Source organism: Bacteroidota bacterium (assembly GCA_018831055.1).
Taxonomy (GTDB): Bacteria; Bacteroidota; Bacteroidia; order Bacteroidales; family B18-G4; genus M55B132.
This window is the reverse complement of the sequence record JAHJRE010000081.1, coordinates 1-9,022: the sequence shown is the minus strand read 5'-3', so window position 1 is coordinate 9,022 and position 9,022 is coordinate 1. Positions and strand designations below refer to the sequence as shown.

Annotated in this window: 10 protein-coding genes; 4 read left to right on the top strand and 6 right to left on the bottom strand. The window is 44.0% G+C overall.

The features are described 5' to 3' along the window. From nrfD to htpG, 6 genes are all read right to left on the bottom strand, one after another. Nucleotides 1-576: polysulfide reductase NrfD (nrfD, locus tag KKA81_04870; GenBank protein ID MBU2650247.1), on the bottom strand; the 576-nt coding region annotated here is incomplete at its 3' end. 22 nt (nucleotides 577-598) lie between these two features. After that, nucleotides 599-1,600, bottom strand: coding sequence for a 4Fe-4S dicluster domain-containing protein (locus KKA81_04865; GenBank protein MBU2650246.1), 1,002 nt, complete (start codon nucleotides 1,598-1,600; stop codon nucleotides 599-601). Between the two features lie 116 nt (nucleotides 1,601-1,716). Continuing rightward, nucleotides 1,717-2,538: a TPM domain-containing protein gene (locus tag KKA81_04860; protein MBU2650245.1), complete on the bottom strand. Its 822-nt coding sequence runs from the start codon at nucleotides 2,536-2,538 to the stop codon at nucleotides 1,717-1,719. Nucleotides 2,539-2,550: 12 nt separating this feature from the next. Continuing rightward, nucleotides 2,551-2,997 (bottom strand): TPM domain-containing protein, encoded by a 447-nt coding sequence (locus tag KKA81_04855; GenBank protein MBU2650244.1) that lies wholly within the window; start codon nucleotides 2,995-2,997, stop codon nucleotides 2,551-2,553. Between the two features lie 40 nt (nucleotides 2,998-3,037). Then, complete coding sequence (locus KKA81_04850; GenBank protein ID MBU2650243.1) at nucleotides 3,038-3,640, bottom strand: LemA family protein; 603 nt, start codon at nucleotides 3,638-3,640, stop codon at nucleotides 3,038-3,040. A gap of 17 nt (nucleotides 3,641-3,657) precedes the next feature. Then, complete coding sequence (gene htpG / locus KKA81_04845) at nucleotides 3,658-5,562, bottom strand: molecular chaperone HtpG (protein ID MBU2650242.1); 1,905 nt, start codon at nucleotides 5,560-5,562, stop codon at nucleotides 3,658-3,660. Between the two features lie 129 nt (nucleotides 5,563-5,691). Here htpG and KKA81_04840 point away from each other — a divergent pair, with 129 nt between their 5' ends. From KKA81_04840 to KKA81_04825, 4 genes are all read left to right on the top strand, one after another. After that, nucleotides 5,692-6,861, top strand: coding sequence for an SAM-dependent methyltransferase (locus KKA81_04840; protein ID MBU2650241.1), 1,170 nt, complete (start codon nucleotides 5,692-5,694; stop codon nucleotides 6,859-6,861). Continuing rightward, the gene (locus tag KKA81_04835; GenBank protein MBU2650240.1) at nucleotides 6,858-7,538 is read left to right on the top strand and encodes a DUF554 domain-containing protein; all 681 of its coding nucleotides are present in this window, start codon (nucleotides 6,858-6,860) and stop codon (nucleotides 7,536-7,538) included. Before KKA81_04840 ends, KKA81_04835 begins: the two co-directional genes overlap by 4 nt. Nucleotides 7,539-7,801: 263 nt before the next feature. Further along, nucleotides 7,802-8,413, top strand: coding sequence for a TetR family transcriptional regulator (locus KKA81_04830; protein ID MBU2650239.1), 612 nt, complete (start codon nucleotides 7,802-7,804; stop codon nucleotides 8,411-8,413). A 19-nt stretch (nucleotides 8,414-8,432) separates the two neighbouring features. Then, nucleotides 8,433-9,011, top strand: coding sequence for a flavodoxin family protein (locus KKA81_04825; GenBank protein MBU2650238.1), 579 nt, complete (start codon nucleotides 8,433-8,435; stop codon nucleotides 9,009-9,011). Nucleotides 9,012-9,022: the final 11 nt, after the last annotated feature.

Sequence of the window (9,022 nt, the reverse complement as noted above, 5' to 3'; positions counted from 1 at the left end):
GAGGGTTTTATATAGTTTGTGCTGCCATTTCGGGGCATGGCTGAGGTTGTCACGCATGAGAGCGAGGTCGGGGATCATAGGGATGTATAGGAGGATAAGGCTGATCACCAGGTAGGTATTGACAACCGTGATATCCCACAGGATAGGGGAGGATAAACGGCCGTTAAGGAAAACATTGAGCAGCCGGTCGGGGCGGCCCATGTCAATCACGATGGTGACAGCGGCGAGCGCCACTGCTGTTACAGCAATAATCTCCGAGATACGGGTTAGCGGAGTGGCCCATTTGATATTGAGTAGTTTAAGTACTGCAGTGACAAGCGATCCCACAAGGCTAACCGCTACGAGGAAGACAAAGTGAGCGATATAAATCCCCCAGGCGGAATAATCCCTCATGGCAGTGACGCCGAGTCCGGTGAAAAGCTGATGGAGATAGGAAAACAAACCCAGCAGTATGACTACCAACAGGAACCGTATCCAAAGCTTTCCGGCAAGGTTTCTTTCCCTGGCCACTGGTTCGAGCAAATCTTGTTTGATGGTTTCAAACTCCTGATTCGTTGTATTTACGGTTTGTGCCATAATCTTTTATGTTTTCAGGAACTTATGATTCGGTGATGCTATCGTTTTCTTCGAGGTAGATGCCTTCCTTTTTATAGGGGAATCGCCGGTTTTTCGGGGGCAGGTAGTAGACCTGCGGCTGGGTTCCCAGTTCCTCGAAATAGGTATATCCTGCATTATCCCGGATGAGGTCGCTGAAGCGCACAGTTTCACCGGTAGTTCCGTTGGTTACGGCATCTTCCAGTTTATCGCCGAAGTAATAAACCCCGTTAGGGCAGGCTGATACGCAGTAAGGCAGTTGACCTTTCCTTAAGCGGTCGGCACTAAAGAGACATTTTGTAATGGTACCTTTCTTTTGCGGGACGTTGAGTTCCACATCATAAACCCTTTCTTTTTCTTCTTCGGAGAGTTCAGGTTCGAACCATTGGAACATCCTGGCGGAGTATGGACAGGCAGCTATGCAGAAACGGCAACCAATGCATCGGATATTATCGATGAGCACGATACCGTCTTTCCGTTTAAAGGTGGCGTTAACCGGGCAGACCTTGGTACAGGGAGGGTTGTCGCAGTGGTAGCAGGGTTTGGGCATGTAGTAGGGGGCGGTGTCCTTGGTGTCCTGCATTTGCAGCACATTGATATGATATTGTTCGGGGCGCAGTTCGTGGGCAGACTGGCAGGCAGCGATACATTTGCGGGCGTTCTTGCATCTGGAGAGGTCGATGACCATCACCCAGTGGTGCCCAACCAGGCCTTCGCGTCCTCTTTCCTGGTATTCATCCAGGAGGGCTTGCTTATCCGGATCGCCTTCCAAGGAGGCAATGCTTTCCTGGGAGGCGAAGGCTGTATCCTTCAGTCCGGATGAATCAACCTCGACGAGTTTACCATCGGTTGTCAACACTTTAACTTTCTCTCCGGTTTCCTGATCGTTACCGGAGCAGGCAGCCAGCAGTCCCGACCCGGCTACGGCGCCGGCACCAAGCATAAACCCGGATTTCAGGAATTTCCTTCTGGACCCTTTGGAGGGGTTGTCATTCTTTTGTTTCATTTTACCAAGCTATATCATGTTAGCAGGGTAAAAATAAGAATAAATAAAATCATTTCAACAATTGAAGTATTGAAATGCTTAATTAGGAAAGGATTTAAAGATAGTCTAAATAATATTTACCAGCTTCCGCCTGCGCCCCCACCACCGAAGCTTCCACCGCCGAAGCCACCGAAGCCACCGCCACCGCCACCACCGAAGCCACCTCCCCCTGAGCGGAAGGATCCCCAGTTACCGCTGTGAGAATTTTTACCGCTAAGCATGCTACCCAGGAGCAAGGCTGTCCAAAATGGCATGTCTTTTCCCACAGAATGGGAACGGTTGCGTATCCTGAAAATGAGAAAGATTACAAAGATGAAAAGTAGTAGAGGTATAATGCCCAGTAAAGGAGATTCAAGGCTTTGTGAAGCATATTCATCGGAGCTGAATTCACCGGCAGCCAATCCCATAAGCACATTCGTCCCCTGATCCAGGGCTCCGTAGTAATCGTTTTCACGGAATCTGGGGATCATTTCTATGTCGATGATGCGGTTAACAGTAGCATCGGGGATGGCTCCCTCCAGTCCGTAACCGATAGCAATCCATACTTCTCCATTTTCATTTCCCTTTTTAGGTTTCACCAACACAACAATACCATTGTCGAAGGCTTTTTGTCCCACTTTCCAGGATTCGCCGATGCGATCGGCAAACTCTGCCTTATCCATACCGTTGAGAGAATTCACGAGCACTACAGCGATCTGGTTTGATGTAGTATCATTAAAGGCAACCAATTTGTATTCAAGTGCATTGACTTCTGTGCTGCTGAGTGTGCCGGTGAAGTCATTCACCAGTCTTGGAGGATCAGGCCGGGGAGGGATATCCTGGGCAATAGCTATTTCCTGGGAAAAAACCAGGGCAATGATTATCCAAACATACCTAAAGGATATAATTGTTTGTTTCATACTAGAAATGATCTATTTTTCACCGAAAGAAATGTCGTCTGTAAGCTCATTAACATCACTGGAATGGAAGGGGAAGAACTTCTTAAGGTATTTTCCAACGCAGGAAATCCCTTCCACAAGGCCGGCAGTAAAATTATCTTCCCGGAAGTGGTTCAGCATTTTGGCTTTCAGAGTATCCCAATAATCTTCCGGAACGACTTTATTGATTCCTGAATCGCCCAGTACAGCGAATTTTCTGTTTTTGAGGGCAAGGTAAAAAAGAACGCCGTTTCTCAGTTCTGTTTTCTGGATGTTGAGCTTTTTAAAAATATAGGCAGCACGGTCGAGCACGTCACCTTCACAGATATTTTCAATATGGACTCTGATCTCACCGGAGGTATCCAGTTCCGCATTAAGAATAGCCTGTTTTATTTCATCCTGTTGTTCCGCGGTAAAAAAGCTTTTTGCAGTTTTCCCCATGATAACTATCTAAAGCCTTCACAGAAGGCTGTTGTGATTATTAAAACTTAACTTCCGGGGCTTTTTCAGCACCCTCCTGGGCTTCGAAATACGGTTTTTGCTCAAAGCCATACCATCCTGCCACCAGGTTTTGAGGTATTCTGCGGATGTAGGCGTTATAGGTTTTGGTAGCCTCATTGAATTTCCTTCTTTCGTTGGCAATGCGGTTTTCTGTGCCTTCAAGCTGAGACTGAAGGTCGAGAAAACTCTGGTTGGCTTTCAGGTCGGGGTAACGTTCCACAACAACCATGAGGCGGCCCAGTGCGGAGGAAAGCCCATCCTGGGCCTGCTGAAATTGTGCAAGTTGGGCTGCATCCATGTTTGTAGGGTCGATTTGTACGGAAGTGGCTTTGGCCCTGGCTTCGATCACGTCGGTAAGTGTCTGTTGTTCAAAGTCGGCATAGCCCTTTACTGTATTTACAAGGTTGGGTATCAGATCGGCCCTGCGCTGGTAAACATTTTCTACCTGCGACCAGGCTTCGTTGATGCCTTCGTCCATAGAAACCATCTTATTATGCTGCCCTATGGCAAAAAGGAGGAATATTCCGCCTACAATAACAACAAAACCAATAAGGGCGGCAATGGCAATAATGGCTGATCTCATGTTCTTTTGTTTTTAAGTTATTTAATCAATTCAATGCTTCGTTTCACGAATTCGGTGAGCGACTTACCCTTGAGCAGGTTCTGCGATAATAGGGCAAGGTCGTATACCTGTTTTACGAGGTTGTTCTGGGTGTCCTCATTATTTTCTTCCATGATCCTTCCCATCAGCGGGTTGTTTGCATTAACAACGAGGTTGTAGCTGTCGGGCATAGCGCCCATCCCAAAAGCATCCCCACCCATCTGGGCCATGTCTTTCATGCGGCGCATGAATTCCGGACGTGTGATCATCATCGGAACATCACTTTCGCTGAGGTTTTCAAATACCACATGGAACTTCTCTTTGTCAACGCTGCGTTCAATCACTGCCTTGAGCTTATCTTTTTCGTCGTCGCTGAGCTTGGAGGGGGTAGCATCTTCTTTTTCAATGAGCTTGTCAACAGTGTCTGCATCCACCCGGCGGAATGAACTTTCCTTGAAATGATGCTCAAGAGCGTTGATGAAGTGGTTGTCAAGTACGCCATCCATAAGGAGGATGTCGTATCCACGCTCCCGGGCCGCTTCAATGAAACTGTGCTGATCTTCCGGATCGCTGGTGTAAAGGTAAACAATTTGTTTGTTCTTATCGGTCTGGTTCTTCTTGATATGGGTTCGGTATTCATCGAAAGTGAAATACTTGCTGTCGATATTCTTGAAAAGACTGAATTTTTCAGCTCTTTCATAGAATTTCTCTTCCGTGATCATGCCATATTCTATGAAAACACGGATGTCGTCCCACTTTTCCTCAAATCCTTTGCGGTCTTTCTTAAAAAGTTCTTCCAGCTTATCGGCTACCTTCCGCGTGATATACCCGGAAATCTTTTTCACACTGGCATCGCTTTGCAGATAGGAACGCGACACATTCAACGGGATATCGGGAGAGTCGATCACCCCGTGCAACAAGGTCAGGAATTCGGGTACGATGCCTTCAACGGAATCGGTTACAAATACCTGGTTGGAATATAACTGGATCTTGTTTTTCTGTAGTTCAATATTCTTTTTGACTTTGGGGAAATACAGGATACCGGTGAGATTAAAGGGATAATCAACGTTAAGGTGAATTTGGAACAGCGGCTCCTCAAATGTCATAGGATAAAGTTCCCGGTAAAACGTTTTATAGTCTTCGTAGGTGCAATCGGCGGGTTTTTTCTTCCAAAGCGGATCAGTATTGTTGATGATCCTGGGTTTTTCCACTTCTACGGTCTTGTCGTTGCCATCTTTATCTTTTTCTCCTTCCACTTTTTCCCAGGATTTTTCTGTGCCGAATTGTATAGGCACAGGCAGGAACTTGCAATATTTTTTAAGCAGTTCCAGGATGCGGTAATCTTCCAGGAATTCTGACGATTCTTTGTCGATATGGACGATGATCTCGGTCCCGCGGTCTTCCTTGTCGATCTCGGTCATGGTATACTCCGGACTGCCGTCACATTCCCACTTCACGGCTTTGGTCTGCCCGCCTTTTTTGTAAGTTTTGGTCAGGATCTCCACTTTTTCAGCAACCATGAAGGTTGAATAGAATCCCAGCCCAAAATGGCCGATGATGGCATTTCGTTCGGCTTCTGTTTTGGTTTTGAATTTCTTAACAAATTCCTCAGCGCTGGAAAAAGCGACCTCATTGATATATTTATCGACCTCTTCGGCATTCATGCCAATACCGCGGTCTCTGACCGTAAGGGTTTTCTTCCTTTTATCGAGCTCAACATGGATGGTCAAATCTCCCAGGTCCCCCTGAAATTTTCCGACAGAAGCAAGGGTTTTTAGTTTCTGGGTTGCATCTACAGCATTGGATATCAGTTCCCTTAGAAAGATTTCATGGTCTGAATACAGGAACTTCTTGATGATAGGAAAAATATTCTCGGTTTGAACGTTTATCTTACCCTTTTGCATAATCTGACAATTTTAAGTTTGCAGCAAAGTAGCAAACGCTATGCCAGTGGCTGTGGTGGCTGACAAATTGACAACGCTAGAGATCTTTATGTCTGATTATTTTCTACTTTTACATAAACCTAACTAAAAGTGGATTTCAGCAAGATTTATGAAGCCATAAGCGAAGCCGTGGAGAAGAATATCCTGGCAAAGATTACATTGAGCAAGCCGGTAAATACCGGACAGGAACTCCGGAATGTGTTTATCCGACCGGTAATTATCAAAGGTAAGTTATATTATTCAATTCTTTACCGCTATAAAACAAAGGATGAGACCTTCAATTATAATCCGGAGGAGTTGCTAAGTCAAGTGAAGCATTTTTTCGGGGCATTGTTTTATAATATGCATGTTTTCATGCTTGATCGTGATCTTGAGTTAAGGCTTAGTCGGAAAGGAACGATCCAGACAAGGGAGGCACCACCATCTTTTGACAGATTACCGGATCTTAGTCACGACAGGAAGAAGGAACGATTTATACAAACCCGGGGAAATGTTTATCTGCAGGAGTTGGGAGTAACAGGGAAAGATGGAGCTGTACTTCCTGGTAAAGGGGATAAGTTCCGGCAGATTCAAAAATATATAGAGATACTGGACGGATTGATCAGCAAAATAACCAAAGAACAAGATAATGTATTGCATATCACCGACATGGGGTCTGGTAAGGGTTATCTGACTTTTGCCCTATATGATCATTTGGTGAATGGCAGGGATTTGGCAGTAAAGTTAACCGGGGTAGAAGCCAGGGGGGAATTAGTGGAGGACTGTAATCGCATTGCCGGCTTGACCGGTTTTACAGGATTGGAGTTCAGGCAGGGAAGCATCCTGGATTATAAGCCCGGCAGGATGGATGTTCTGATAGCGCTACATGCCTGCGACACGGCCACCGATGATGCCATCTTTCAGGGTATCCGGAATAATGCCTCGCTGATAGTTTGCGCACCCTGCTGCCATAAGCAGGTTAGGAAAGATATGAATACCCAGGCATCCGGGATACCGGTTGTCAGGTATGGCATACTTCTGGAGAGGCAAGCTGAGTTGCTCACCGATAACATCCGGGCTTTGCTGATGCAGGCTTATGGATATGAATCACAGGTTTTCGAATTCGTATCTACCGAGCATACCCCGAAAAACCTTATGATTACCGGTGTAAAGACAGAAAAATCTGTTGATACCAAAAACATTTTCAATGAGATAGATGTTTTGAAAAAGCAATACGGAATTCGGAATCATTATCTTGAAAACTTATTAAAAAGCTTATGACCGGTACTATAATAAATGTGTTGGCTGTGGTGGCAGGGAGTCTTATTGGAATGCTGATCCGGTCGCGTTTACCTGAGCGCTTTGTTAAAATTGTATTTCAGGCAATCGGTTTGTTTACCTTGTTTCTGGGGGTGTGGATGGCATTGAAAACTCAGGAATTCCTGATACTTATTGGTAGCCTGGTTTTGGGAGCAGTTGTGGGAGAACTCATTGATATTGACCGTTACTTCAACCGTTTCAGTGAATGGATGAAGCGTAAAACGCGTATACGATCCGGCCGCTTTTCAGAAGGAATGGTAACCGCATTCCTGCTTTATTGCATGGGGTCAATGACCATCCTGGGAGCTATTGAAGAGGGAATCAATAATGATCCGCATCTCCTGCTTGTAAAATCATTGATGGACGGAATCTCCTCCATTGCCCTTGCTTCAGCTCTGGGAATTGGGGTTATGTTTTCAGCCATCCCGTTGCTAATGTATCAGGGAGGCCTGACCCTGTTTGCATCGTCGATAGGGACATTTTTTTCAGAGGTCATTGTTAATGAGCTTACCGCCACCGGTGGCATACTTCTGATAGGGTTAGGAATCAATATCCTGGAGATAAAAGTTATAAAAATTCTGAATATGTTGCCGGCTCTTGTGATAGTAGTGATTTTGGCGTATTTGTTTTTAGGATGATTCTCTAAATCCTATTAATTCAGCAATTTTCGTGTTATTTTTTTGTTTCCAGGAATGTCCATCCTGGGAGTTCATTGAAAATAATCTGATTCGATGAACCGCAACTATTTAATTTTTCTATCCAGCGAATAAAAGGCGATACATAATAATAAGCCATTTTTTTCCTGAAATTTTATCAAAATTTTATAAAAACATTTGGTTGTCACCATAAAGTGACATACCTTTGTCACCGAATAGTGACAAAATTATTAAAAACGAAAAAAATGGGCATTAACCAAAGAAATAAGCAGGAATCGAAGCAGAAGCTGATCGATGCGGTCGGGACGATCATATTAAGAGAGGGATTTAAAGGGATAGGAATTAATTCGGTTGCGAAGGAAGCTGGTGTTGACAAAGTTTTAATATACCGGTATTTCAATGGGATGGAAGGGTTACTTTTTGAATATATCAAGCAAAAAGACTTTTATATAAGCACTTCGGGTACTTTTCAGGGTGAGATTGAGAGAACAGAAAAACATGAGCTAACTAACGTGATTAGCAAAGTCTTAATTGGACAGCTGAGGGGTTTAATCCAAAATAGGGAGCTTCAGGAATTAATGTTATGGGAGATGGTTGAGAAGAACGAATTGACACTTGCGATTGCGAAAGAGCGTGAAGAGATCGGTTATGAAATAAGTAAAACCATGAAAAGTAAAATGAGCTTATCTGATAACGATTCAGATGCAATTATAGCATTACTTGTTGCCGGAATATATTATTTGGTGTTGAGGTCGAGAACGGTTGATATTTTTAATGGGATTAAGATAAATACAGAGGAGGGCTGGCAGCAGATTGAAGTTGCAATTCAAAGAATGATAGATTCTTATTTTAAATAAATGAAAAAAATAGAATATTATGAAAACAATAGTATTAAACGGAAGTCCAAAGAAATCGGGAACCATTGCTTCTTTATTAACATTTGTAACAGAAGGAATGGGAAGCAACGATCAAACGGAATGGGTCAATGTCTATGAATTATCGATGAAGCCCTGTATAGGTTGCATGAAGTGCAGAGAAACAGATACGTGTGTATTACCCAGCGATGATGCCCAAGTGGTTGGGCAAAAAATTAAGGAAGCCGATAATTTAATTATAGGCACGCCAACATACTGGGGAAATATGAGTGCTCAGTTAAAAATGCTTTTTGAAAGAAACGTACCGGTTTTCATGGGAGAAACCGGGAGAGGCCTTCCTTCTCCAAGGCAGAAAGGTAAAAGTGCCGTAATAGTAACAGCATGTACAACACCATATCCATTTAACTACATATTTCGGGAAAGCAGAGGGGCTGTGCAATCGGTAAAGGAGATATTGAAATATGGTGGTTATAAGATAAAAGGGATAATAGTTAAACCAGGAACTAAAAACAATAAAACGGTTTCAGCGAAGCTAATAAGGAAGGCAAATAAGATAGGTTCAAAATGTTGCAGTAAGTAACGAGTCTTTAT

Bases quoted from the DNA above. Each gene is read 5' to 3' on its own strand.
- KKA81_04860 (MBU2650245.1), bottom strand. From the start codon at position 2,538: ATGAAACAAACAATTATATCCTTTAGGTATGTTTGGATAATCATTGCC.
- KKA81_04830 (MBU2650239.1), top strand. From the start codon at position 7,802: ATGGGCATTAACCAAAGAAATAAGCAGGAATCGAAGCAGAAGCTGATC.
- KKA81_04825 (MBU2650238.1), top strand. From the start codon at position 8,433: ATGAAAACAATAGTATTAAACGGAAGTCCAAAGAAATCGGGAACCATT.
- htpG (MBU2650242.1), bottom strand. From the start codon at position 5,562: ATGCAAAAGGGTAAGATAAACGTTCAAACCGAGAATATTTTTCCTATC.
- KKA81_04835 (MBU2650240.1), top strand. From the start codon at position 6,858: ATGACCGGTACTATAATAAATGTGTTGGCTGTGGTGGCAGGGAGTCTT.
- KKA81_04865 (MBU2650246.1), bottom strand. From the start codon at position 1,600: ATGAAACAAAAGAATGACAACCCCTCCAAAGGGTCCAGAAGGAAATTC.
- KKA81_04855 (MBU2650244.1), bottom strand. From the start codon at position 2,997: ATGGGGAAAACTGCAAAAAGCTTTTTTACCGCGGAACAACAGGATGAA.
- KKA81_04850 (MBU2650243.1), bottom strand. From the start codon at position 3,640: ATGAGATCAGCCATTATTGCCATTGCCGCCCTTATTGGTTTTGTTGTT.